Origin of the sequence: Salmonella sp. SG203, from assembly GCF_013350575.1 — a bacterium.
Classification (GTDB): Bacteria; Pseudomonadota; Gammaproteobacteria; order Enterobacterales; family Enterobacteriaceae; genus Salmonella; species Salmonella enterica.
Window position 1 is genome coordinate 576,231 of record NZ_SNMT01000001.1, and the last position, 23,126, is coordinate 599,356.

At 52.6% G+C, this 23,126-nt stretch carries 25 protein-coding genes; 10 read left to right on the top strand and 15 right to left on the bottom strand.

The genetic code is table 11. The annotated features are described in order from the left end of the window. Positions 1–5: 5 nt before the first annotated feature. Entirely contained in the window at positions 6–617 is a 612-nt protein-coding gene (emtA, locus tag HV477_RS02880) for a membrane-bound lytic murein transglycosylase EmtA (protein WP_079898767.1), read from the bottom strand. Positions 618–787: 170 nt separating this feature from the next. On the opposite strand from emtA, the gene ldcA reads away from it, so the two are divergent. Then, positions 788–1,702: a muramoyltetrapeptide carboxypeptidase gene (gene ldcA / locus HV477_RS02885; protein ID WP_079898766.1), complete on the top strand. Its 915-nt coding sequence runs from the start codon at positions 788–790 to the stop codon at positions 1,700–1,702. A gap of 96 nt (positions 1,703–1,798) precedes the next feature. Continuing rightward, the gene (locus HV477_RS02890) at positions 1,799–3,532 is read left to right on the top strand and encodes a potassium/proton antiporter (RefSeq protein WP_000338376.1); all 1,734 of its coding nucleotides are present in this window, start codon (positions 1,799–1,801) and stop codon (positions 3,530–3,532) included. Between the two features lie 62 nt (positions 3,533–3,594). Here HV477_RS02890 and dadX read toward each other — a convergent pair whose 3' ends face one another. Both dadX and HV477_RS02900 read right to left on the bottom strand, forming a co-directional pair. Further along, a complete protein-coding gene (gene dadX / locus HV477_RS02895) occupies positions 3,595–4,665 on the bottom strand; it encodes a catabolic alanine racemase DadX (protein ID WP_000197902.1) in 1,071 nt (356 codons plus the stop codon). 13 nt (positions 4,666–4,678) lie between these two features. Next, positions 4,679–5,977 (bottom strand): D-amino acid dehydrogenase, encoded by a 1,299-nt coding sequence (locus HV477_RS02900; protein ID WP_114063910.1) that lies wholly within the window; start codon positions 5,975–5,977, stop codon positions 4,679–4,681. A 322-nt stretch (positions 5,978–6,299) separates the two neighbouring features. On the opposite strand from HV477_RS02900, the gene HV477_RS02905 reads away from it, so the two are divergent. Continuing rightward, the gene (locus HV477_RS02905; protein ID WP_000190831.1) at positions 6,300–7,832 is read left to right on the top strand and encodes a SpoVR family protein; all 1,533 of its coding nucleotides are present in this window, start codon (positions 6,300–6,302) and stop codon (positions 7,830–7,832) included. 46 nt (positions 7,833–7,878) lie between these two features. Here the strand turns inward: HV477_RS02905 and fadR are convergent, their stop codons facing one another. Then, positions 7,879–8,598, bottom strand: a complete 720-nt coding sequence (gene fadR / locus HV477_RS02910; protein WP_000234826.1) for a fatty acid metabolism transcriptional regulator FadR — start codon at positions 8,596–8,598, stop codon at positions 7,879–7,881. Between the two features lie 219 nt (positions 8,599–8,817). On the opposite strand from fadR, the gene nhaB reads away from it, so the two are divergent. From nhaB to HV477_RS02925, 3 genes are all read left to right on the top strand, one after another. Next, positions 8,818–10,362, top strand: coding sequence for a Na(+)/H(+) antiporter NhaB (nhaB, locus tag HV477_RS02915; RefSeq protein WP_000406438.1), 1,545 nt, complete (start codon positions 8,818–8,820; stop codon positions 10,360–10,362). Positions 10,363–10,503: 141 nt separating this feature from the next. After that, complete coding sequence (gene dsbB, locus HV477_RS02920; RefSeq protein WP_000943475.1) at positions 10,504–11,034, top strand: disulfide bond formation protein DsbB; 531 nt, start codon at positions 10,504–10,506, stop codon at positions 11,032–11,034. Positions 11,035–11,142: 108 nt separating this feature from the next. After that, entirely contained in the window at positions 11,143–11,484 is a 342-nt protein-coding gene (locus HV477_RS02925) for a DUF1971 domain-containing protein (protein WP_000018967.1), read from the top strand. Between the two features lie 70 nt (positions 11,485–11,554). Here the strand turns inward: HV477_RS02925 and HV477_RS02930 are convergent, their stop codons facing one another. The 5 genes from HV477_RS02930 to HV477_RS02950 all read right to left on the bottom strand — a co-directional run bounded on the left by HV477_RS02930 (position 11,555) and on the right by HV477_RS02950 (position 13,950). Further along, entirely contained in the window at positions 11,555–11,728 is a 174-nt protein-coding gene (locus HV477_RS02930; protein ID WP_001083582.1) for a GnsA/GnsB family addiction module toxin, read from the bottom strand. A gap of 191 nt (positions 11,729–11,919) precedes the next feature. Further along, positions 11,920–12,057, bottom strand: a complete 138-nt coding sequence (locus tag HV477_RS02935; protein ID WP_175064921.1) for a hypothetical protein — start codon at positions 12,055–12,057, stop codon at positions 11,920–11,922. A 351-nt stretch (positions 12,058–12,408) separates the two neighbouring features. Next, entirely contained in the window at positions 12,409–12,855 is a 447-nt protein-coding gene (locus tag HV477_RS02940) for a YcgN family cysteine cluster protein (RefSeq protein ID WP_001285703.1), read from the bottom strand. 92 nt (positions 12,856–12,947) lie between these two features. Then, complete coding sequence (locus tag HV477_RS02945; RefSeq protein ID WP_079898837.1) at positions 12,948–13,607, bottom strand: fumarylacetoacetate hydrolase family protein; 660 nt, start codon at positions 13,605–13,607, stop codon at positions 12,948–12,950. A gap of 49 nt (positions 13,608–13,656) precedes the next feature. Beyond that, positions 13,657–13,950 (bottom strand): YcgL domain-containing protein, encoded by a 294-nt coding sequence (locus HV477_RS02950; protein WP_001525604.1) that lies wholly within the window; start codon positions 13,948–13,950, stop codon positions 13,657–13,659. A 125-nt stretch (positions 13,951–14,075) separates the two neighbouring features. Here HV477_RS02950 and minC point away from each other — a divergent pair, with 125 nt between their 5' ends. The 3 genes from minC to minE are packed head-to-tail and all read left to right on the top strand — an operon-like array spanning position 14,076 to position 15,889. Continuing rightward, a complete protein-coding gene (gene minC, locus HV477_RS02955; protein WP_079898764.1) occupies positions 14,076–14,783 on the top strand; it encodes a septum site-determining protein MinC in 708 nt (235 codons plus the stop codon). Positions 14,784–14,806: 23 nt separating this feature from the next. Then, entirely contained in the window at positions 14,807–15,619 is an 813-nt protein-coding gene (gene minD / locus HV477_RS02960) for a septum site-determining protein MinD (RefSeq protein ID WP_000101047.1), read from the top strand. Between the two features lie 3 nt (positions 15,620–15,622). After that, positions 15,623–15,889: a cell division topological specificity factor MinE gene (gene minE, locus HV477_RS02965; RefSeq protein ID WP_001185666.1), complete on the top strand. Its 267-nt coding sequence runs from the start codon at positions 15,623–15,625 to the stop codon at positions 15,887–15,889. 121 nt (positions 15,890–16,010) lie between these two features. Here the strand turns inward: minE and rnd are convergent, their stop codons facing one another. The 5 genes from rnd to HV477_RS02990 all read right to left on the bottom strand — a co-directional run bounded on the left by rnd (position 16,011) and on the right by HV477_RS02990 (position 22,418). Next, complete coding sequence (rnd, locus tag HV477_RS02970; protein WP_001109128.1) at positions 16,011–17,138, bottom strand: ribonuclease D; 1,128 nt, start codon at positions 17,136–17,138, stop codon at positions 16,011–16,013. Between the two features lie 72 nt (positions 17,139–17,210). Continuing rightward, positions 17,211–18,896 (bottom strand): long-chain-fatty-acid--CoA ligase FadD, encoded by a 1,686-nt coding sequence (gene fadD, locus HV477_RS02975; RefSeq protein ID WP_000758418.1) that lies wholly within the window; start codon positions 18,894–18,896, stop codon positions 17,211–17,213. 204 nt (positions 18,897–19,100) lie between these two features. After that, complete coding sequence (locus HV477_RS02980; protein ID WP_000290594.1) at positions 19,101–19,682, bottom strand: Slp family lipoprotein; 582 nt, start codon at positions 19,680–19,682, stop codon at positions 19,101–19,103. Between the two features lie 72 nt (positions 19,683–19,754). Then, entirely contained in the window at positions 19,755–20,450 is a 696-nt protein-coding gene (gene tsaB / locus HV477_RS02985; RefSeq protein WP_023206805.1) for a tRNA (adenosine(37)-N6)-threonylcarbamoyltransferase complex dimerization subunit type 1 TsaB, read from the bottom strand. Positions 20,451–20,507: 57 nt separating this feature from the next. Then, positions 20,508–22,418: an ATP-dependent DNA helicase gene (locus tag HV477_RS02990; RefSeq protein ID WP_023209838.1), complete on the bottom strand. Its 1,911-nt coding sequence runs from the start codon at positions 22,416–22,418 to the stop codon at positions 20,508–20,510. Between the two features lie 131 nt (positions 22,419–22,549). On the opposite strand from HV477_RS02990, the gene HV477_RS02995 reads away from it, so the two are divergent. Beyond that, a complete protein-coding gene (locus HV477_RS02995; RefSeq protein WP_000029550.1) occupies positions 22,550–22,894 on the top strand; it encodes a RidA family protein in 345 nt (114 codons plus the stop codon). A gap of 5 nt (positions 22,895–22,899) precedes the next feature. On the opposite strand, the gene HV477_RS03000 is transcribed toward HV477_RS02995, so the two are convergent. Further along, positions 22,900–23,079 (bottom strand): YoaH family protein, encoded by a 180-nt coding sequence (locus HV477_RS03000; RefSeq protein ID WP_000457328.1) that lies wholly within the window; start codon positions 23,077–23,079, stop codon positions 22,900–22,902. Between the last annotated feature and the right edge of the window lie 47 nt (positions 23,080–23,126).

The window sequence follows — 23,126 nt, forward strand, 5'->3', positions numbered from 1 at the left end:
CTAAACTACATGGCGTCCAGCGCCTGCTGAAGCTTCCAGATATAGCGCGGCGCCTGCGGCGCGGGATGATTATCAACAACATGCTCAAAAAACTCGTCCGCATCCAGATCGTTAATTTTTTCTATCGCCTTCTTCCTGTCGGATGAAAAAGTACGCAATAACGCGCCTGCGCCGTTAGCATAAGAGACGACCAGCGCATATTGCATCACCTGCGGATCTTTGATGCCGGCCAGCGGCCCATTTTCCAGAATGCTCAGATACGCCGCGCCCATTGAGATGTTACGCTCAGGGTTTTTCAGCTCGCTGGTGGTCGGTTCGCCACGCCAGCCCATGCGACGGTAAACGTCGCGCCCGGAGGTCGACGCCTTTAACTGCATCAGGCCAATCGCATTGGACTTACTGACCGCGGTAGGGTTGCCGCCGGATTCAATGGCGATAATCGCGGTGATTAAATGCGGATCAACCCCCCATGCCGCCCCGGCTTTTTCACTGATGGGCATCCACTGCATCGCACGCTTTACAGGCACTTCGGCATTCCACGGTGGATTCCTGTAATCCTGTTTTGAGCTACAGCCAGCCAGTATTACTACCAAAAAAGCAAACCATCTTAATTTCACGTCATCTATCCTTATAGCCGTAACTTATCTGTCGAAGAGGTCATACCGCCCCGGCCAGGCACTTAGGTTGCCTCCCTGGCGTGCATCCAGAAACGTCGCACAACGAGGGACATCGCCTAATATATGCGGCATGATATACATTTGCATTCTATTGTCAGCAAGGAATTACCATGTCTCTGTTTCATTTAATCGCCCCCTCGGGCTACTGTATTAACCAACAGGCCGCGTTACGCGGCGTTCAGCGCCTGACTGACGCGGGTCATCAGGTGGAGAATGACGAGGTGATTCGTCGCCGCTATCAGCGTTTTGCCGGTACGGACGCGGAACGGCTGGCCGATGTTAATTCGCTGGCCTCGCTAACTTCGCCGGATACGATCGTCATGCCGGTTCGCGGCGGCTATGGCGCCAGCCGCTTGCTGGATCGTATCGACTGGCAGGCGCTCGCCTCCCGGCAACAGCACGATCCCTTACTGATTTGCGGTCATAGCGATTTTACGGCGATTCAGGCTGGACTCCTGGCGCAGGCCAATGTCATCACCTTTAGCGGTCCTATGCTGGCGGCAAATTTTGGCGCCGAAACGCTGAATACGTTCACCGAGCAACATTTCTGGCTGGCGCTACGCAAGGCGCAATTTACCGTAGAGTGGCAAGGTGACGGCCCTCAGTGCGATGTACAGGGCACCTTATGGGGCGGAAATCTGGCGATGTTGATTTCCCTTATCGGTACGCCCTGGATGCCGACTATCGATAAAGGAATTTTAGTGCTGGAAGATGTCAATGAGCATCCTTTCCGGGTGGAGCGTATGCTTTTGCAACTGGAGTACGCCGGAATTTTAAACCGCCAGAGCGCCATCGTTCTCGGCAGCTTTAGCGGCGCGGCGCCCAACGAGTATGACGCCGGTTATTCTCTGGAGAGCGTCTACGCGTTTTTACGTTCCCGTCTGTCCGTTCCGCTGATTACCGGTCTCGACTTCGGGCATGAACAGCGTACGGTGACGCTCCCTATCGGGGCAAACGCGACGCTTAAAAATACGCGCCAGGGGACTCAACTCACTTTATCTGGTCATCCTACGCTGCAATTGTAAAAAAAGTCCCCGACAGGCTAAGTAAAACGCTGCCCTGGCCGTTATTATGTTAATGTTAAATAATACGAAGTCGTGTGAGTCAGGAGATATAAAACGTTGGATGCTGCAACAATTATTAGTCTATTTATTTTAGGTTCCATCCTTGTAACCAGCAGTATCCTGTTAAGTTCATTCTCATCGCGACTGGGTATCCCGATTCTGGTCATTTTCCTCGCCATTGGGATGTTAGCGGGTGTGGATGGCATTGGCGGTATTCCTTTCGATAATTATCCTTTCGCTTATATGGTCAGTAACCTGGCGCTGGCGATTATTTTACTCGATGGCGGCATGCGCACCCAGGCCAGCTCTTTCCGGGTAGCGCTGGGCCCCGCGCTGTCGCTGGCGACGCTCGGCGTACTGATCACGTCGGGGTTAACAGGTATGATGGCCGCCTGGCTGTTTCATCTGGATCTTATCGAAGGTCTGCTCATTGGCGCGATAGTCGGTTCCACTGACGCCGCAGCGGTCTTTTCTCTGCTTGGCGGCAAAGGGCTAAACGAACGTGTAGGCTCCACGCTGGAGATCGAATCGGGAAGTAACGATCCGATGGCCGTTTTTCTGACCATTACATTAATTGAGATGATCCAGAAACACGAAACCGGTCTGGACTGGATGTTTGCCGTCCATATTATCCAGCAGTTCGGTCTCGGTATTGTTTTTGGCCTGGGCGGCGGTTACCTGCTACAGCAGATGATCAACCGTATTTCTCTGCCCAGCGGCCTGTATCCGATGCTGGCGCTCAGCGGCGGTATTCTGATTTTTGCCTTGACGACCGCGCTTGAAGGCAGCGGCATTCTCGCGGTCTATCTGTGCGGATTCCTGTTAGGAAACCGCCCGATTCGCAACCGTTACGGCATCCTGCAAAACTTTGACGGACTAGCCTGGCTGGCGCAGATCGCGATGTTCCTGGTCCTGGGGCTGCTGGTGACGCCTTCCGATCTGTGGCCGATTGCCGTCCCTGCGCTTATTCTCTCTATCTGGATGATTTTCTTCGCCCGCCCATTGTCGGTGTTTACCGGCCTGCTGCCATTTCGCGGCTTCAATCTTCGGGAGCGCATTTTCATCAGTTGGGTCGGACTGCGCGGCGCGGTGCCGATTATTCTCGCCGTTTTCCCGATGATGGCCGGGCTTGAAAACGCTCGCCTGTTCTTTAATGTCGCTTTCTTTGTGGTACTGGTGTCGCTGCTCCTGCAGGGAACATCGCTGTCATGGGCGGCGAAGAGAGCTAAAGTGGTCGTGCCTCCGGTTGGCTGGCCAGTATCGCGCGTGGGGCTTGACATCCATCCTGATAATCCGTGGGAGCAATTCATTTATCAGTTGAGCGCCGACAAATGGTGCGTCGGCGCGGCGTTGCGCGACCTGCATATGCCGAACGAAACCCGCATTGCCGCGCTATTTCGCAATAATGAACTGTTTCACCCCACGGGTAGCACTCGCCTGCAGGAAGGCGACGTACTCTGCGTGATTGGCCGGGAGCGCGATCTGCCAGCGCTGGGCAAATTGTTTAGCCAGTCGCCGCCGGTTTCGTTAGATCAGCGTTTCTTTGGCGATTTTATCCTCGAAGCGAATGCGAAATTCGCCGACGTGGCGCTTATCTACGGGCTGGAAGAAGGAACGGAATACCGGGATAAACAACAAACTCTGGGTGAAATCATACAGCAGCTGCTGGGCGCTGCGCCGGTCGTCGGCGATCAGGTAGAGTTTGGCGGCATGATTTGGACAGTAGCTGAAAAAGAAGATAACGTGGTACGCAAGATTGGGGTACGCGTCGCCGAAGACGAAGCAGAATAAGGTCGCCTGACAACGTCGACCCGCCCCCAGGTGGACCAGTCGACGCCTTAGCCTGCATTATGTTACGTTGTCACAAACGGCACGCGCGGCGCTACGGCGCACAGTAGCTCATAGCCCAGCGTGCCTGCCGCAGAAGCGACATCATCGACCTTAATTTCTTTGCCCCATAATTCAACCGGCGTGCCGATTCCCGCCTGCGGACACGGCGTCAAATCCACCGCCAGCATATCCATTGAAACGGTGCCTACTGTTCTGGTACGGATACCGTCCACCAGCACAGGCGTCCCGGTCGGCGCATGGCGTGGATAGCCATCGGCATAACCCGCCGCGACGATGCCAATGCGTTGTTCCTGAGTCACAGAATACCCTCCGCCATAGCCTACCCTTTCACCCGCACTCAGCGTCTGCACGCCAATAATTTCGCTACTCAGCGTCATCACAGGTTTTAGTCCGGTATCGGCAATATCCCGCCACTGTCCTGACGGCGACGCACCGTACAAAATAATGCCTGGCCTGACCCAGTCATAATGCGCCTGGGGATGCCACAGCGTCGCTGCCGAATTTGATAACGAGTGCGCACACTGCAGGCCTTCCGTCGCCAGCGCAATACGCCTCATCGCCTCCCCGATACCTTCCGGATGATCGGCCTGAGCAAAATGTGACATCAGGGTCATTTCACCGACATTGCGCATTGCCCGCAATTGCTGCCAGACGGTCTGCGCCCGCTCAGGCTGAAAACCGAGTCGGTTCATGCCGCTGTTGACTTTGACATAGATATCCAGCGGCGCGTTAAGCCGCGCATTTTGCAGCGCTTTCAACTGCCAGTTACTGTGGATGCAGGTGGTCAGCCGATAAGTGTCATACGCCTCCAGGTCTTGCGCATGGAAAAACCCCTCCAGCATCAATATCGGCCCTTTCCACCCGCGCTCACGCAGGGTAATCGCCTCTTCAAGGTTGAGCATAGCGAAACCATCTGTGGCGCCCAGCGCGCTCCAGACGCGTTCAATACCGTGGCCGTAGGCGTTGGCTTTCACTACCGACCAGACGCGCGCCTCCGGGGCCGCCCGGCGCACAATAGCCAAATTTTGTTTCATTACCTGTAAATCAAGGCTGGCCTGTATAGGGCGGGTCATTTCACTTCCTTTATCAGTTATGCGCGCTATGCAAACGTTGCGGGCGGGTGGGCGTAAAATCGGAACGGTATCGCGCCACGCTCAGATCGTCGTAGGGTATCGCTGGCGTACGACCCGACAAGATATCGCTTAACAACTGGCCTGAACCGCAGGCCATCGTCCAGCCTAAGGTGCCGTGTCCAGTATTAAGCCACAGATTTTTATAACGGGTACGTCCTACTACCGGCGTGCCGTCCGGCGTCATGGGGCGCAGGCCGGTCCAGAATGTGGCCTGCTCAATATGACCGCCGCGCGGAAAAAGATCGCGCACAACCATCTCCAGCGTCTCGCGGCGTGGTTGCAGTAAGTCGGTATTAAAGCCCACGATTTCCGCCATTCCCCCCACGCGAATACGCTTATCAAAACGCGTAATAGCGATTTTGTAGGTTTCATCAAGAATCGTCGATACCGGCGCGCCGTCTGGCTCGACGATTGGGATGGTTAATGAATAGCCTTTCAGCGGATACACCGGGATATCAACAATGCCTTTAAGCATCGCCGTCGAATACGATCCAAACGCCATAACATACGCATCTGCTTTAATGATCTCATCGGCGCATTTCACGCCGTAAATCTGATCATTTTCGTACAGTAATTTTTCCACGGGAGTATTAAAGCGAAAGGTTACGCCCGCCTGCTCCGCCATGCGCGCCAGACGCTGGGTAAAGAGCTGACAGTCCCCGGTTTCATCATTCGGTAAGCGCAGTCCGCCGGTTAATTTATGCGCAACCTCAGCCAGAGCGGGTTCAACTTCCGCCAGTCGGCTGGCTTCCAGGAGCTGATACGGCACCCCGGCATCTTCCAGCACGGCGATATCACGGGTGGCGTTATCATACTGTTGCGCGGTGCGAAAGAGTTGCAGCGTTCCCCCCTGGCGGCCTTCATATTCGATACCGGTCGCGGCGCGTAGCGTTTTCAGACAGTCGCGACTATATTCCGCCAGACGCACCATGCGGCCTTTATTTTCCATATAATGCCGGGTATCGCAGTTACGCAGCATTTGCCACATCCACTTCAGTTGAAACGGGGTGCCATCCAGACGCACCGCCAGCGGCGCATGGCGCTGGAACATCCATTTTATCGCCTTCAGCGGTACGCCAGGGGCCGCCCAGGGCGCCGCATATCCCGGTGAAATTTGTCCGGCATTCGCCGCGCTGGTTTCTTGCGCCGGGCCGGATTCGCGATCGATGACGGTGACATCATGCCCCGCCTGACTCAAATACCAGGCGCTGGTCACGCCAACTACGCCACTCCCCAGGATGACAACTCGCATAGCCACTCCGTTAATAGTAAAAGAACAATCTTCTGATTACATCTTGATAACTCAGATGAAAATATTATTCAACATATGACTTTTTTATGGTGACGTGCTTCACATATACCCTAAAGACAAGCGATCCCACTGGTTTGGGATCTCCTGCTACGCGGCATGGCTATACAGCATAAAATGATGCCAATACCCGTTTTTTTGCCGTTCAGAGTGGAGGAAATCGCAAAGAAAAGTTTTCACGATCAAGTCGTTTTTTAACATGGTGTTCTATGCTTGAAAGGAGGCGCTCCATACAGAGAGCGTCGCCAACAATGAGGGTGCGCGAATGGCAACGATTGATTCCATGAACAAGGACACCACACGTTTGAGCGATGGACCCGACTGGACATTTGATCTGCTGGATGTCTATCTGGCAGAGATAGACCGCGTGGCGAAACTCTACCAACTGGATACTTACCCGCACCAAATTGAAGTCATCACTTCCGAACAGATGATGGACGCCTACTCCAGCGTCGGGATGCCGATCAACTATCCGCACTGGTCGTTTGGCAAAAAGTTCATTGAGACGGAACGTCTGTATAAGCATGGTCAACAAGGACTGGCTTATGAAATTGTGATCAACTCTAATCCCTGCATTGCCTACCTGATGGAAGAGAACACCATCACCATGCAGGCGCTGGTCATGGCGCACGCCTGTTACGGCCACAACTCCTTTTTTAAAAATAATTATCTCTTCCGGAGCTGGACGGATGCCAGCTCTATCGTCGATTACCTGATTTTCGCCCGGAATTACATTACCCGCTGTGAAGAACGCTACGGAGTGGATGAAGTAGAAAAACTGCTCGACTCCTGCCACGCGCTGATGAATTACGGCGTCGATCGCTATAAGCGCCCGCAGAAAATCTCGTTGCAGGAAGAGAAAGCGCGACAAAAAAGCCGGGAAGAGTATCTACAAAGCCAGGTGAATATGCTGTGGCGCACGCTGCCAAAACGCGAGGAAGAAAAAACTGTCGCCGAAGCACGCCGCTTTCCCGCTGAACCGCAGGAAAACCTGCTCTATTTTATGGAGAAAAACGCCCCGTTGCTCGAGCCGTGGCAGCGCGAAATTCTGCGCATCGTGCGTAAAGTCAGCCAGTATTTTTATCCGCAGAAACAGACGCAGGTCATGAACGAGGGCTGGGCGACCTTCTGGCACTACACCATCCTGAACCATCTGTATGATGAAGGCAAAGTGACGGAACGCTTTATGCTGGAGTTTTTACACAGCCATACCAATGTCGTATTTCAGCCGCCCTATAATAGCCCCTGGTATAGCGGAATTAACCCCTATGCGCTCGGCTTTGCCATGTTCCAGGATATCAAACGTATTTGTCAGTCGCCCACGGATGAAGATAAATACTGGTTTCCGGATATTGCCGGTTCCGACTGGCTGGAAACGCTGCACTTCGCCATGCGCGATTTTAAAGATGAAAGCTTTATCAGTCAGTTCCTGTCGCCAAAAGTGATGCGTGATTTCCGTTTCTTCACGGTACTTGATGATGACAGGCATAATTATCTGGAGATCTCCGCCATTCATAACGAAGAAGGTTATCGGGAGATTCGATCAAAACTGTCGTCACAGTATAACCTGAGCAACCTGGAGCCGAATATTCAGGTCTGGAATGTGGATTTACGCGGCGACAGATCGCTGACGTTGCGTTATATCCCGCATAACCGCGCACCGCTGGATAAAGGCCGCAAAGAGGTGCTGAAACATGTGCATCGGTTATGGGGCTTTGATGTGATGCTGGAGCAACAAAATGAGGATGGCAGCGTAGAACTGCTGGAGCGTTGTCCGCCGCGCATGAACATGCTGTAATCGAGATGCTGCCCGGTAGTGTTTGCGCTTACCGGGCATCGCGGGATTATCGTCCCTGAATCGCTAAATCGCCGGGCAGATTTTTCTGCATCCGATGCCAAATCTCACCGCTGTCATGCCCGTAACGTCGCACCGTTTCATACACCTGGTCGTGCGCGCCCTGCTCGCATAACGACGATAATTTATGATAGAAACCCAGTGCCAGACTGCGCGCTTCCGGATTGGCGAAATAGTGGCGACCAATGCGGGTGTATAACCCTTTCATGCCGTTCAGGATCAAGCCGTAAATAGGATTGCCGGAGGCGAATGCCAGACCACGAAAGATGTTATAGTCCAGATCGGCGAATGCATCGGCATGGTCGGCCACTTCGTGGGCAGTGGCCAGCACTTCCTGCGCCTTATCCGGGTGTTGACGCAACGCGGTACGAATAAAGATAGTAGAAATATTGGTACGCACCGACAACAAATTGTCGATCAGTTGCGGAACGCTTTCATGATCAAGGCGGGCCAGCGTTTCAAGGATATTCAGCCCTGACGTTTCCCAAAAATTATTAACCTTTGTCGGTTTGCCATGCTGAATGGTCAGCCAGCCATCTCGCGCCAGCCGCTGTAACACCTCGCGTAATGTCGTGCGCGTCACGCCGATCAGTTCGGAGAGTTCTCGTTCTGCCGGTAAGATCGTGCCAGGAGGAAAGCGGTTATTCCAGATACTTTCAATAATATACTCTTCCGCGAAACCCGCCGGGCTCTGCGCCTTAATGACCATAGTGAGATTTCCATTACACAGCAAAACATAGTTGCACTCATCATACCAGACGGGCGTAACACCTGATAGCGGACGCAATGAAGAAAAAGGGGATCAAGGCACCATTTCTGATATCGCCTGCCAATATCGTTAAGGACTTGCTTGCATTCGTCGCGCTCGCTACTCTCTGTGTTTAAACATAAAAACGCTATTTCATTTTTCTAGGTAAGGAAAAATTTCATGGAGATCTCATGGGGTCGCGCCATGTGGCGCAACTTTTTAGGCCAGTCGCCCGACTGGTACAAACTGGCACTACTTGTCTTTTTAATTGTTAACCCATTCATTTTCTTAGCTAATCCCTTTATTGCCGGTTGGCTGCTGGTGGCAGAGTTTATCTTCACTCTGGCGATGGCGTTAAAGTGTTACCCCCTGCTGCCCGGCGGGTTACTGGCCATTGAAGCCGTTATCATCGGTATGACCAGCGCCGCCCATGTACGTGAAGAGGTTGCCGCCAACCTGGAAGTCTTGCTGCTGCTGATGTTTATGGTGGCAGGCATCTACTTTATGAAGCAGTTATTGCTGTTTATTTTTACCCGTCTGTTACTCAGTATCCGCTCGAAGATGGTTCTGTCGCTGGCCTTTTGCGTCGCCGCCGCGTTCTTGTCGGCTTTCCTTGACGCGCTTACCGTCGTTGCGGTGGTGATCAGCGTCGCCGTCGGTTTTTACGGGATTTACCATCGTGTGGCCTCATCGCGCGGCGAAGAGAACGATATGCTGGACGACAGCCATATCGATCCGCATTACAAAACGGTGCTGGAGCAATTCCGCGGATTCTTGCGTAGTCTGATGATGCATGCAGGCGTGGGGACGGCGCTGGGCGGCGTCATGACCATGGTCGGGGAGCCGCAAAACCTGATCATCGCTAAAGCGGCTGGCTGGCATTTCGGCGACTTCTTTTTGCGGATGTCGCCTGTCACCGTCCCGGTACTGGTATGTGGACTGTTAACCTGTATGCTGGTCGAGAAAATGCGCTGGTTTGGCTATGGCGAAACGTTGCCCGAAAAAGTCCGCGATGTTTTACAGCAATTCGACGATCAAAGCCGTAAGAAGCGCACCCGCCAGGATAAAATTAAACTAATAGTCCAGGCGGTTATTGGCGTCTGGCTGGTTACCGCCCTCGCCCTCCATCTCGCGGAGGTGGGACTGATTGGTCTGTCGGTCATTATTCTGGCCACCGCGTTAACGGGTGTAACCGATGAACACGCCATCGGCAAAGCGTTTACCGAGTCGCTGCCGTTTACTGCGCTGTTAACCGTTTTCTTCTCCATTGTGGCGGTTATTATCGATCAACATCTTTTCGCGCCGATTATTCAGTTCGTCTTGCAAGCCTCTGAACACGCGCAGCTAACGCTGTTCTATCTCTTTAACGGCCTGTTGTCTTCCATCTCAGATAACGTCTTTGTCGGCACCATTTATATCAACGAAGCGAAGGCGGCAATGGAAAACGGCGCAATCAGCTTAAAACAGTTTGAGCTGCTAGCCGTGGCCATCAATACCGGTACTAACCTGCCATCGGTAGCGACGCCAAATGGTCAGGCGGCATTCTTATTCCTGCTGACCTCCGCGCTGGCGCCGTTAATCCGTCTCTCCTATGGCCGTATGGTCTGGATGGCGTTACCGTACACTATCGTACTGACCCTGATAGGGCTACTGTGCGTCGAATTCACTCTTGCGCCGGCCACCGAATGGATGACTCAGGCAGGATGGTTAGCAACGCTTTCGTAACGTTTGGCCGGGCAATACACCGCCCGGCTCCGATTTTTGCCTGATAATTATCCAATTACACATTATTTCATTTCCCGCTAGTGGCGCACGAATTGAATTGGTTTACACTGCGGTCTCTACGCATGTTGCAGGGAAATTATTATGTTGCGATTTTTAAACCAGTGCTCACGGGGTCGGGGCGCATGGTTACTGATGGCGTTTACCGCCCTGGCGCTGGAAATGGTGGCGCTGTGGTTCCAGCACGTCATGTTACTTAAACCTTGCGTGCTATGTATTTACGAACGTTGCGCCCTGTTTGGCGTGATGGGCGCGGGTCTGGTCGGCGCAATAGCGCCGAAAACGCCGCTGCGATACGTGGCAATGGTTATCTGGATTTACAGCGCCTGGCGGGGTCTACAACTGGCGTATGAACATACGATGATTCAATTGCATCCCTCGCCGTTCATGACCTGTGACTTTATGGCGCGCTTTCCAGACTGGTTGCCGTTGGGTAAATGGCTGCCACAGGTGTTTGTGGCATCCGGTGATTGCGCCGAACGCCAGTGGTCGTTTTTAACGCTGGAGATGCCGCAATGGCTGTTGGGGATCTTTGCCGCTTACCTTGTGGTGGCGATAGCCGTCGTCATAGCCCAGGCATTTAAGCCTAAAAAACGCGACCTGTTCGGTCGTTGATACACACGCTCCTTCGGGAGCGTTTTTTTTGCCCGAAGCGTTGTTTGCCAGTGATTAAAAGGTGTATATTAAATACATCTTTTAATCACCACATCAGGGAGATGTCTTATGTCCCACTTACGCATCCCGGCAAACTGGAAAGTTAAACGCTCTACCCCCTTTTTCACCAAAGAGAATGTTCCGGCGGCACTGCTCTCTCATCACAACACAGCGGCAGGCGTTTTCGGACAACTCTGCGTGATGGAAGGCACCGTGACCTACTATGGCTTTGCGAATGAAACCGCGACAGAACCAGAAGTGAAAGTGGTGATTAATGCCGGGCAATTCGCCACCAGTCCGCCGCAATACTGGCATCGGGTAGAGCTGAGCGATGATGCGCGGTTCAACATTCATTTTTGGGTAGAGGAAGACCATCAGGGCGAGGAAATGTATCAACAGAAAAAAGCCTGACATCGGTAAACCAGTCACCACTGGGCGGGTCCCGCCCAGTAGCCAGGTGATTAATGGCGCTAATTAAACGCTAGAGTAGTTTAATTTTAACGTGGTATCCCTCAAGCCCTTTCATCGTTTCTCGCGGCGCGAACTCTATTTCGGAAACCTCTTGCCCGGTTTTCTTCCGTAGTTCGGCAACCTTTTTGCTAATGAGTGCCGCGATTTCCTCTTCTGCTTTATGTGTCAACTCTTCGCTGTTCATTGATTTCCTCCTTTGAACTCGCAAACGGCTAAGCGCAATAAGACAGTGTCGTCATGGACGCGCTACTATTTTAACGTACAAAAAATTATAGGCTATCTTTCTGAGGATTATCAGGATGTTTCGCTTTAGAAGATGTAAAAAACCGCTTGGCACAGACGGTGCATCAGGCGGTTGGTTAATAGCACAAGACGCTATCTACGAGGATCTTCAACCTCATTCTGGGTATCCGGGTCGAGAGGATCGTTTCCCTCTGGTGTATCCGGAATATTTTCACCAGGAAGCGGCTCATCCTCTGGTAATGGATCGACTAAATCAGGACGTTCAGACATAAAGCCTCCAACGAACCATAGTTATTAAAGATACCCTACAGCACTACTTTTGGTTTTTCTTTGGATTTTTTCCTTCGTCTTCGGGTGTCTTATCAGGCTTCCTGGGCTGATCCTTTGAAACGCGCAACGGTTGGTTATTCATGGGGTAACTCCTCAGGATAGGCAGCGATATACTGCTTTGAAAGTATAGAGTCGCCGCCATACGTGCGCGAGCGCAGCGACAAGGCGCGTCAGGGAAGAAGAGAAGGCAGTGATAACGCCAGGTGACGGAATTTGCACGCAATTCATGGCTTCAGGGGCCGCCCAGCGTAAATTAAAGAATTGTAAACAATCAGCCGTTTTGCCGAAGACTTATTCTGCCCACGACGGTTTATTTAAAATATGATCCTGCCAGTCCCGTACTTCAGATTCTTTAACCGCGATATGACGGACAGAAATTCGCTCGCCATGCATAGCAGCTTTCGATCCAGTCAGCAGCGGATGCCACGTCGGCAAGGGCTTACCTTCCGCCAACAAACGGTAGGCGCAGGTCATCGGCAACCATTCAAAGTCTGGCAAGTTTTCGCGAGTGAGTTTGATACAGTCGGGTTCAAATTCAAAACGGCGCTCATAATGACGGCACTGGCACGTTTTGATATTTAATTGCCTGCACGCCACGTTGGTGAAGTAGATTTCATCTGTATCTTCATCCATCAGCTTATGCAGGCAGCATTGACCGCAGCCATCGCACAGCGACTCCCACTCGGCATCGGTCATTTCATCCAGGGTTTTACGTTGCCAGAAAGGTGTATCGCTCATTAAAGTATCCGCCATTGCACTAAAGCTGCACCTTATAACCAGTCTGGCCTGCAGATGCAAGTTTTACCGCCGCTGAAGGCGGCAAGCAGATTTTACAGAACGCGGGTAGACAACGTTTCGCCATTAAAACGAATGTCCAGCTCATCGCCGCTTAATAATGGCCCCACGCCTGCCGGCGTGCCGGTTAGCACCACGTCCCCGGCTTTGAGCGTAAAATAGCGGCTCATATAGGCGATAAGGAGCACAATAGGATGAATCATATCCGCGGTCGACCCTTGCTGGCGAACCTCGCCATTAACGTTAAGTCCGATAACCGTATTTTGCGGATCGCCGCAGAAGGCCGCGACAGGGATGAAGCCTGAAATCGGACATGCGTTATCAAAACCTTTGGCTTTTTCCCAGGGCTGTCCGGCCTTTTTCATTTTCCCTTGAATATCGCGCAGGGTTAAATCAAGCGCCACGCCATAACCGGCTATCGCTTTACGTACATGATCTTCGGTCGCCTGGCGGAGCGTTGCGCCAATCAGCACAGCAAGCTCAACTTCATGATGAACAGCCCCCATATCCGCCGGAATCGCCAGCGGCTGGCGAATATCACACAATGCGGTTTCCGGCTTGATAAAAAGCACGGGTTCTTCCGGCGTCGCGCTGCCCATCTCCTTGATGTGATTTGCGTAATTACTGCCCACGCAGACCACTTTACTTACCGGGTAATCAAGCAAGGCACCTTGCCAGTTACGATGTTGATACATATTTTCCCCTAAGATCATGATGGAATTCAGGCGCGGCGCCGAATACCGTTTAACGGTCAGCGGGCGACGTATTTTGTCCCACCGAAGAAAGATGTTGTTTCAGCAAATCTTCCGGCGGCGGCGGCAATTGTAAATAATAGCCCTGCTCGCTTAACGCCTGTTTTACTTTTTCGAGCTCGGCATTGACTAATTTTTTACGTCCATCAAGCGGCAGCATCATCGCTAACTGCGGCTGACCGAATCCTTTCATCAACGCTTCAGGCACCCGCGAAAAATCGTCTTTTTTTTCGACATACAAATAGGTTTGATCGCGCTTGCTACTTCTATAGATCACACAAAACATACTTTTACTCTGAATTAACGGGATGGTGACTTGCCTCAATATAATACTGACTATAACATGCCTTCTGGACTTCGGAATATCACTCCGTATCGGAGATGATAAATAGCAAATTGAGTAAGGCCAGGATGTCAAACACGCCAATCGAGCTTAAAGGCAGTAGCTTCACCTTATCAGTGGTTCATTTGCATGAAGCGGAACCAGAGGTTATTCGTCAGGCGTTAGAAGACAAAATAGCGCAGGCTCCTGCGTTTTTAAAACACGCCCCTGTCGTTATTAACGTTAGCGGTCTTGAAAGCCCGGTAAACTGGCCGGGACTGCATAAGATCGTGACCTCAACCGGCTTACGCATTATCGGCGTGAGCGGCTGTAAAGACGCCAGCCTGAAAGTAGAAATCGATCGGATGGGTCTTCCTTTACTGACTGAAGGTAAAGAGAAAGCGGTTCGGCCTGCGCCCGTTGAGCCGGCAACGCCCAGCGAGCCGCCGCAAAACGCTAATCCCATCACAAAAACGCGATTAATTGATGTTCCGGTTCGTTCCGGTCAGCGCATTTATGCTCCACAATGTGATCTGATTGTTACAAGTCACGTCAGCGCTGGCGCAGAGCTTATCGCTGACGGCAATATCCATGTCTATGGCATGATGAGAGGTCGCGCGCTGGCAGGAGCGAGCGGCGATCGGGAAGCGCAAATTTTTTGTACCCATCTGACGGCAGAACTGGTCTCTATCGCAGGTGTTTACTGGCTGAGTGATAAAATCCCGGCAGAATTTTATGGCAAAGCGGCGCGCCTGCGTTTAGCAGACAACGCTTTGACAGTTCAACCGTTGAATTGATCCCTTTTTAACAAGGAATTTTTATGGCACGCATTATTGTTGTTACTTCGGGTAAAGGGGGCGTTGGCAAGACCACCTCCAGCGCGGCCATCGCTACAGGTTTGGCCCAGAAGGGAAAGAAAACTGTCGTCATTGATTTTGATATCGGACTGCGTAACCTCGATCTGATTATGGGGTGCGAACGTCGTGTCGTTTACGATTTTGTAAACGTCATTCAGGGCGATGCGACACTGAATCAGGCGCTGATCAAAGATAAGCGTACTGAAAATCTCTTCATTCTTCCGGCGTCGCAGACCCGGGATAAAGACGCGCTAACGCGCGAAGGCGTCGCTAAGGTACTGGACTCACTGAAAGCGATGGACTTTGAGTTCATCGTTTGCGACTCGCCGGCGGGCATCGAAACCGGGGCGCTGATGGCGCTCTATTTTGCCGATGAAGCGATCATCACGACCAACCCGGAAGTCTCTTCTGTCCGTGACTCGGACCGTATTCTGGGTATTCTGGCATCGAAATCTCGTCGCGCAGAAAATGGCGAAGAACCGATTAAAGAACATCTCCTGTTGACGCGCTACAATCCAGGCCGCGTCAATAAAGGCGACATGCTCAGCATGGAAGATGTACTGGAGATTCTGCGTATTAAACTCGTCGGGGTGATCCCGGAAGATCAATCCGTACTGCGCGCATCTAACCAGGGTGAACCGGTGATTCTTGACGCCACTGCGGATGCGGGTAAAGCCTATGCAGATACCGTAGATCGTCTGTTGGGAGAAGAACGTCCTTTCCGCTTCATTGAAGAAGAGAAGAAAGGTTTCCTCAAACGCCTGTTCGGAGGATAAATTATGGCATTACTGGATTTTTTTCTCTCGCGGAAAAAGAGTACCGCTAATATTGCAAAAGAGCGGTTGCAAATCATTGTCGCGGAACGTCGCCGTAGCGATGCCGAACCGCATTATTTACCGCAGTTACGTAAAGATATTCTTGAGGTCATTTGTAAATACGTACAAATCGATCCGGAAATGGTTACCGTCCAGCTTGAGCAAAAAGATGGTGATATCTCCATCCTTGAACTTAACGTAACGCTGCCGGAAGCCGAAGAGTCAAAATAAGCTCTTTTATGGGAAAATTCCTGGATTAAAAAAGGCAGAAGAATCTGCCTTTTTTATTTTTTTACATTATTCCGAATACGGACATTTATTTCACTGGCCGTTTTCCCGGCAATTACCGCCGTTAACGCGGATACTCCTGCAACAGAAGAGTTAACTTCTCCGCCATCAGTTCGGCGCGCCAGCCGGAAATCAATTCCGGTTGCCCATTTTGCGGTTTTAATTTCCAGTGCCAGTTAAGCAACTGATTAATCTGCCGACGCGATGCCAGTAGCTCGCCGCTGACGTGATGCGACGCGCTCACCTCCGCCACCAGCGCTTTGATGGCCTTAAACGCTTTGCGATAGCCCGGCATGTCCATCAGATTCAACAGGGGTTCCGGCAATGCCTCTTCCGGTAGCGCCTGTGCTTTCGCCACCAGCGATATCAACGTCTTGCCGTGAAAACGAATCTCGCTGCCGGAAAGCCCCAGGCTATCCAGCTCACCGAGACTGCCCGGCATATAACGCGCGACCGCCCACAGGTTTTCTTCACGCACAACAAAGTTCACCGCCATATCGCGCTCACGCGCCTTACGTAGCCGCCAGTCAGCTAAAAGTTGCAGACAGGCTAACTGGCGAGTACGCAGTTGCCAGGCATTGGTGATATCCCGCCATGCTTCTTCCGGCGCCTGAATCTCCTGACGACGCTGCTGCATCAACCGACATTCATCAAGCGCGGCAGGCAGCCATCCTGCGGCTTCAGTTTCAATCATCAGCTTTTTGGCGATCGGTAACAGATACCAGACATCCGCCGCCGCGTATTCACACTGACGCTCGCTTAAAGGCCGGGCTAACCAGTCGGTACGAGACTCGCTTTTGTCCAGCGCCACGCCCGTATACTCTTCTACCATCGACGCAAAACCCCACGACAGCGGGCGCCCGCAAAACGCCGCCAGAATTTGCGTATCAATCAGGGGTTCCGGCAGTTCGCCAAACGCATTCAGAAATACTTCCAGATCTTCGCTACCCGCGTGCAGAAATTTGGTGATTCCCGTATCGCGCAGCACCGCTTTTAACGGCGACCAGTCGCTGATGCCGAGCGGATCGATCAGGGCGACATTTGCCCCGTCAAATAACTGGATCAATCCTAACTGCGGGTAATAGGTGCGGGTACGGACAAATTCCGTATCTAAAGCAATAGCCGGACATGCTCGGACAGCTTCACACAGGCTCGCCAGCGCATCGTCCGTTTCAATCATTTGGTAATTCAAATCGTGTTCTCTTTGGTTCGCGCCAAAAAAAACGCCGGCTTAACCGGCGTCTCTCGTTAGCTGACTTAACGCTCAGGCTTTATTGTCTACTTTGCCACGGGCTTCGTCACGCAGTTCTCGTCGTAAAATTTTCCCAACGTTAGATTTTGGTAATTCCTCGCGAAACTCGACCTGTTTGGGCACCTTATATCCGGTCAGATGGCGACGGCAGAAGGTGATCAACGCATCGTCAGTCAATGCCGGATCTTTCTTAACCACAAAAAGCTTCACCGCTTCGCCGCTACTACCGGAAGGCACGCCAACCGCCGCAACTTCCTGCACGCCAGAATGCTGCATCACCACATCTTCAATTTCGTTTGGATAAACGTTGAAACCAGAAACCAGAATCATATCTTTCTTACGATCGACAATCCGCAGAAAGCCGTCTTCATCCATAACCGCAATATCGCCCGTATGCAGCCAGCCATCTTTAATGATTTCATCCGTCGCGTCAGGACGCTGCCAGTATCCCAGCATAACCTGCGGGCCTTTCACGCAAAGCTCTCCGGCCTCACCCGGCGCGACTTCGTTGTCATCGTCATCCACCAGTTTGGCTTCTGTTGACGGTACTGGCAGGCCGATACTGCCGCTGTGATAATCAATATCATGCGGGTTGACGCTCACCAGCGGGGCGCACTCGGTCAGCCCGTAGCCTTCCAGCAGGTATTGCCCGGTCAGCTTTACCCAACGTTCCGCAACGACGTTTTGCACCGGCATCCCGCCGCCGGCTGACAGATGCAGCGAAGAAAAATCCAGCTGTTGAAACTCTTTATTATTGAGCAGGGCGTTGAATAGCGTATTAACGCCAGTCATCGCCGTAAATGGATATTTCGCCAGCTCCTTGACCAGACCGGGGATATCACGCGGATTGGTAATCAGCAGGTTTTGCCCACCCAGCTCGATAAAAAGCAGACAGTTCATGGTTAAGGCAAAAATGTGATACAGCGGCAGCGCGGTCACTACCAGCTCTTTCCCCGGGTGCAGCAGCGGCCCATAGGTCGCTTTCACCTGCTCCAGATTCGCCAGCATATTGCGGTGGGTCAACATCGCGCCTTTCGCCACGCCCGTCGTACCGCCGGTATATTGCAGGAAAGCCAGATCTTCAGCGACAACCTCGGGTTTGACATACTGCATACGGTAGCCATGCTGTAGCGCGCTGCGAAACGAGATCGCATCTGGCAAGTGGTATTTTGGCACCAGACGCTTGATGTATTTCACGACAAAGTTAACAACCGTACCTTTGGCGGTAGAAAGCTGGTCGCCCATCCGCGTCAGAATAACGTGCTGTACCGACGTTTTCTCGACTACTTTTTCCAGCGTATGGGCAAAGTTAGAAACAATAATGATTGCCGCCGCGCCGCTATCGTTAAGCTGATGCTCAAGTTCGCGCGGCGTGTACAGCGGGTTAACGTTCACCACAATCATGCCAGCGCGTAAAATACCAAATAGCGCGACAGGATACTGCAACAGGTTTGGCATCATCAGCGCCACACGGTCGCCTTTTTTGAGTCCCAGCCCTTGTTGTAAATAAGCCGCAAATGCCCGACTACGTTCTTCTAATTTACGGAAGGTCATTACCTCCCCCATATTGACGAACGCAGGCTGATCGGCATAGCGCGTCGCCGCATGTTCAAACAGTTCAACCAGGGATTGATAACGGTCAGGGTTGATCTCCGCCGGAACATCAGCAGGATAACGGTTAAGCCAAACCTTCTTCAATGCATCACCTCTAAAATGAGTGTTCGTCGTCATCACAACCCCAGTTAATAAACAAGTCGTTAACATTATATTAACTCAGCGTACCAGTTTATTAATTACGCAACTGAAAGGTTGCGAAGCGCGTCACTATTTATTTTTATTATGTCTCTATGAATGCAGAAACAGCGGACCAGCCGCTGTTTCTTTTATTGATAAAACAAAGAGTTACTCTGTTACTATCGTCTGAACCTCTGCGGGTCCAGGGTTATACCACCCCCAACCGCCATAGCCATAAGGCCAGGCGCGTCCGCCGTAAAACCACGGATCGATCGGCTGTGGAGGCATGACGACCTGCTGAACAAGATGCCAGCGTTTATAACCGGTAGCCTGCATCAGCATAAATTTATACGGCGTATTGCCGATTTTACCGTCAACCGTGCCGGTTATCGGGCCAACAACGGTAACTAACTGGCCACGGAAGTCCACCGGGTCCAGAAAACCGTTCACATCGGCAAAAATTCTGCCGCGCGAGGCTTCGCCCAGAACAGGACGCGCGCCGCTATCAAGCGGTACGGTCGCGATTTCAAGCCGGGTTTTTCCCTGCTGATTTTGCACCGCCACAACTTTGCCGCCGAAACGCGCCTCTTGCCCGATATAGAGCTGTGGCGCATTCATCACCCGCACCAAATCCTGCTGTGGCGTCGGACTCGAACCTTTAATGGCATCCGGGATAGTCACGCAACCACTCAGCATAAGCGCAAAAGCGCACGCCAGCGCCCCTTTTATTAACCTTTTTTGAACCGCCATGATGCGACTCCTTTTTCTCGACCTCTATTCCACCCCACAGCATAAAGTATGGGGGGGTAATAGTAGTGAGAGTCATTCTTTGCCGGGAAGTTTCTTCCACGCCACTTCGTTACGCAAATAAACCGGCTCGGCATGTTCCACGGCAACGGTCTCTCCTGCCGCCAGCTTTTGACTGGCGATGGGCAACATATCTTCCGCTGCCGGGAGCGACACTACCCCATCATGAAGCGTCAGGCCGCACTCCTTCGCCAGATCGGGCCACGCGGACCAACCCGTTCCTACGGTCGCCCACTCGCCGGAAAGCTGTTTCAACCGCTCGCCGACCCGTTCCGGTTTCAGCACCGCTTCCGTCTCTTCGCCCTGCCAGACGCCCTGCGCATCACGCTGGTATTCCGCCCAGTACACTTCGCCCATCCGCGCATCAATCGCGGCGAGTACGCGGGTCGCGCCGGTTTTACGCCACGCGCCCTGCGCCATCGTGGCAAGCGTCGAAACACCGATCATCGGCAGATTTGCCCCTAACGCCAGCCCTTGCGCAATACCAATGCCGATACGCACGCCGGTAAAGCTGCCCGGGCCGCGCCCAAACGCCAGCGCATCTATCTCATTGAGCGAGACGCCGCTGGCGGCCAGAATTTCCTGCACCATGGGCAGGATACGTTGAGTGTGTTCTCGTGGACAAAGCTCAAAGTGAGCATTGATAGTACCGTTGTTCCACAGGGCGACAGAACAGGCCTCTGTGGCGGTATCGATAGCCAGAATTCGCATGAGGTTTCGTGCTTAGATCAATAAAATAGCGCGCATCTTACCATACTCCGTAACAAATTACTCGGCGGATGGAATCGCAAGAAAGCGAACGGCACGGGCGATATCACGCGTGCGCGGCGCAGGAGGCAGGCTGGCGAGAAACGTGGCGCCATAGGGCCGCATCACCAGCCGGTTATCACAAATCACTAACACCCCGCGATCGTCCGCATCGCGAATTAGCCGCCCCACCCCCTGCTTCAGCGTAATCACCGCATCGGGCAGTTGAACCTCATCAAACGGATCGCCACCGCGCAAACGACAGTCTTCCATTCGCGCTTTTAACAACGGGTCGTCCGGGGAAGTAAACGGCAATTTGTCGATAATCACCAAAGATAACGTATCGCCGCGCACGTCCACCCCTTCCCAGAAGCTGCTGGTGGCGACGAGCAGCGCGTTGCCGGCGCTAACAAATTGCTGTAACAGTTGGCCTTTACTGGTTTCCCCTTGCAACAATACCGGCAGCGTCATGGTGGCGCGAAACTGCTCCGCCAAATCGCGCATCATGGCGTGTGAGGTGCACAGCATAAAACATCGCCCGTTATTGGCTTCGATAATCGGCCTGAGCATAGCCGCCAACTGTCGCGCCGCGCCGGGCTGGTTGGTTTGCGGTAGGTTACGCGGTACGCAGAGTAACGCCTGGCGCGTATAGTCGAATGGGCTGGGCAGTAGCATGGATTCTGCCTGCTCAATTCCCAGACGGGCGGTAAAGTGGTGAAGATCATCATTTACCGACAACGTGGCCGAGGTAAAAATCCAGCTACCGGGTTTCTGTTCCATCACTTCTTTGAATTTGTCCGCCACGGTGAGCGGCGTCAGCGCCAGGGTGAAATGGCGCGAGGTGCACTCATACCAGTAGCTGTATCCCGGCTGATTGATCTCTTTTAAGCGTTTCAGCCGTGAACGGTAAAGCGTGGCGCGTTCAAAAGCCGCATCCAGCAGCGCCGAACGGCCCAGCGACAGTTTCGCCACGTCATAACAAAGCTCCAGCGTATCATCCAGCAGTAAAAATGCCCGTTGGATACGCGAGTCGGCTAACAGTTCACGCAAATTTCCCCGATAGCCGGGCTCCCCCAGTTGCAGACGAAAATCCTGGGCGCTCTGGGCAAGGCGATCGGCGCATTTTTGCAACTGTTGAGTGTCTTTCAGTTCCGTCCGGTAGGCGATGGTGATGTCTTTTGCTAAATCCAGCAACTGACGGCTGGAGAGCGATTGTCCGAAATACTGGCTGGCGATGTCAGGCAGTTGGTGGGCTTCATCGAAGATCATTACTTCAGCCTGAGGGATAAGTTCGCCAAACCCGCTCTCTTTAACCACCATATCCGCAAGAAAAAGGTGGTGGTTTACAATCACCACATCCGCGTCCATCGCCTTTTTACGCGCTTTCACCACAAAGCACTCTTTGTAGAGCGGGCAATCGCTGCCAAGGCAGTTGTCGTTGGTACTGGTGACCAGCGGCCAGGCCTGGGAATCCTCCGCCACGCTGACGCAGGTGCTGATATCGCCATCCTGCGTCTGATTTGACCAGGAGCGCAGCAATATCACGTCGCTTAACGTTTGTACCGGTAAATCGCCGCCCGCCAGCGCTTGTTGTTCCAGACGCTCCAGGCAGAGGTAGTTTGAACGTCCTTTCAACAGGGCCGTCTTACCGGTAAACGCCAACGCTTTTGCTACCGTCGGCAGATCGCGGCTGTAGAGTTGATCCTGCAACGCTTTCGACCCGGTCGAAATAATGACTTTTTTCCCGGCGCGCAACGCCGGAGCGAGGTAAGCATAGGTCTTCCCGGTTCCGGTGCCGGCTTCAACAACCAGAGGCTGCGCATTTTCAATCGCTTGTGTTACGGCAACCGCCATTTGTCGCTGTGGTTCGCGCGGTTTAAAACCGGTTATCGCTTTGGCCAGTTGGCCATCTGCTGCAAAATCGTCCGTCACACTGCCCCCTGTTAATTTGCACAGGGGATTATGTCAGGGTAGAAAGGCTTACGCCAGTTACAGAGGTGACGGCGGCGCCACATTGTGGCAGTCTTGAGCCATTCAAATGGAAAGCAAATGAGGAATAAGTGATGTCTATCGTGCGTATTGATGCCGAAGATCGTTGGTCAGACGTGGTGATCTACAATAATACGCTGTGGTATACCGGCGTGCCGGAAAACCTGGACGCCGATGCTTTTGAGCAAACGGCGAATACTCTGGCGCAAATTGATGCGGTGCTGGAAAAACAGGGCTCCAGTAAGTCACGTATTCTGGATGCCACTATTTTCCTGAGCGATAAAGCGGATTTTGCCGCCATGAATAAGGCGTGGGATGCGTGGGTCGTCGCAGGCCATGCGCCGGTACGCTGTACCGTACAGGCCGGGTTGATGAACCCGAAATATAAAGTTGAGATTAAGATTGTCGCGGCGGTATAAGCCGGTTATTCGTCTTCATCCTCAAAACGCGCCACTATCCGTTCGCCGGTATGGTTGGCGCGAAGTTCGCCCGCCACCTGGGCAATCGCTTCTCCGCTGCTCATACCTTGCGACATCAATTCCTGGATACGTTCTACGGCTTTTTGCTGTTGTTCATGACTGAGTGAAGGTAAACCTGCAAACATGATTAACTCCTGCTAAATTGTTAGCGCTAATTATTTCACGCTACCCG

Excerpts from the sequence above, each read along its gene's own strand:
- HV477_RS02940 (WP_001285703.1), bottom strand. The coding sequence starts at position 12,855 with ATGAGCGATACACCTTTCTGGCAACGTAAAACCCTGGATGAAATGACC.
- HV477_RS02900 (WP_114063910.1), bottom strand. The coding sequence starts at position 5,977 with ATGCGAGTTGTCATCCTGGGGAGTGGCGTAGTTGGCGTGACCAGCGCC.
- minE (WP_001185666.1), top strand. The coding sequence starts at position 15,623 with ATGGCATTACTGGATTTTTTTCTCTCGCGGAAAAAGAGTACCGCTAAT.
- dsbB (WP_000943475.1), top strand. The coding sequence starts at position 10,504 with ATGTTGCGATTTTTAAACCAGTGCTCACGGGGTCGGGGCGCATGGTTA.
- ldcA (WP_079898766.1), top strand. The coding sequence starts at position 788 with ATGTCTCTGTTTCATTTAATCGCCCCCTCGGGCTACTGTATTAACCAA.
- HV477_RS02980 (WP_000290594.1), bottom strand. The coding sequence starts at position 19,682 with ATGGCGGTTCAAAAAAGGTTAATAAAAGGGGCGCTGGCGTGCGCTTTT.
- HV477_RS02945 (WP_079898837.1), bottom strand. The coding sequence starts at position 13,607 with ATGTATCAACATCGTAACTGGCAAGGTGCCTTGCTTGATTACCCGGTA.
- HV477_RS03000 (WP_000457328.1), bottom strand. The coding sequence starts at position 23,079 with ATGTTTGCAGGTTTACCTTCACTCAGTCATGAACAACAGCAAAAAGCC.
- nhaB (WP_000406438.1), top strand. The coding sequence starts at position 8,818 with ATGGAGATCTCATGGGGTCGCGCCATGTGGCGCAACTTTTTAGGCCAG.
- HV477_RS02935 (WP_175064921.1), bottom strand. The coding sequence starts at position 12,057 with ATGTCTGAACGTCCTGATTTAGTCGATCCATTACCAGAGGATGAGCCG.
- HV477_RS02930 (WP_001083582.1), bottom strand. The coding sequence starts at position 11,728 with ATGAACAGCGAAGAGTTGACACATAAAGCAGAAGAGGAAATCGCGGCA.
- minC (WP_079898764.1), top strand. The coding sequence starts at position 14,076 with ATGTCAAACACGCCAATCGAGCTTAAAGGCAGTAGCTTCACCTTATCA.
- HV477_RS02925 (WP_000018967.1), top strand. The coding sequence starts at position 11,143 with ATGTCCCACTTACGCATCCCGGCAAACTGGAAAGTTAAACGCTCTACC.
- fadR (WP_000234826.1), bottom strand. The coding sequence starts at position 8,598 with ATGGTCATTAAGGCGCAGAGCCCGGCGGGTTTCGCGGAAGAGTATATT.
- tsaB (WP_023206805.1), bottom strand. The coding sequence starts at position 20,450 with ATGCGAATTCTGGCTATCGATACCGCCACAGAGGCCTGTTCTGTCGCC.
- HV477_RS02950 (WP_001525604.1), bottom strand. The coding sequence starts at position 13,950 with ATGTTTTGTGTGATCTATAGAAGTAGCAAGCGCGATCAAACCTATTTG.
- HV477_RS02905 (WP_000190831.1), top strand. The coding sequence starts at position 6,300 with ATGGCAACGATTGATTCCATGAACAAGGACACCACACGTTTGAGCGAT.
- minD (WP_000101047.1), top strand. The coding sequence starts at position 14,807 with ATGGCACGCATTATTGTTGTTACTTCGGGTAAAGGGGGCGTTGGCAAG.
- HV477_RS02995 (WP_000029550.1), top strand. The coding sequence starts at position 22,550 with ATGTCTATCGTGCGTATTGATGCCGAAGATCGTTGGTCAGACGTGGTG.
- dadX (WP_000197902.1), bottom strand. The coding sequence starts at position 4,665 with ATGACCCGCCCTATACAGGCCAGCCTTGATTTACAGGTAATGAAACAA.